At 63.6% G+C, this 390-nt stretch carries 1 protein-coding gene; it reads left to right on the top strand.

Going from position 1 to position 390, the window contains the following annotated elements:
• Positions 1–216, top strand: a 216-nt coding sequence (locus IO33_RS53445; protein WP_037687810.1) for an MMPL family transporter, incomplete at its 5' end; no start/stop codon positions are given.
• Positions 217–390: the final 174 nt, after the last annotated feature.

The raw sequence follows: 390 nt of genomic DNA, 5'->3' as shown, positions 1-390 counted from the left end.
TCGATCGACGTGATGGTGCAGATCGGCTTCATCATCGGTATCGGGTTACTCTTGGACACCTTTCTCGTCCGCACGATTGTCGTCCCGGCGTTAGCAGCATTGCTCGGTGAGGCGAGCTGGTGGCCAGGGAGGGTGCACCGTGCGGACGGTGAGCCGGATTCCACCGAGGCGGATGGTCCCCTGCCCGAGGACGATCTGACGGTGTCTAATCGCTGACGGCGGATTCAATCCGGCGTCAGCGTGGCAGGGGCGGACAGGTCTCCGTTCTCGGTGGGGAAGCGATACCACGACCGGTGTCGATTGCGCATTCGCGCGACGGTTTCGCCCGTGCCGTGGCCGCTTAGCGCAAAGTTAGGCATCGCTGCCGACGGCGGCCTGGGATGGCTTCTA

Source organism: Streptomyces durhamensis (assembly GCF_000725475.1).
GTDB classification, from domain to species: domain Bacteria; phylum Actinomycetota; class Actinomycetes; order Streptomycetales; family Streptomycetaceae; genus Streptomyces; species Streptomyces filipinensis.
Note: the sequence above shows the minus strand (reverse complement) of the source record. Positions and strands in the feature narration are given on the sequence as shown.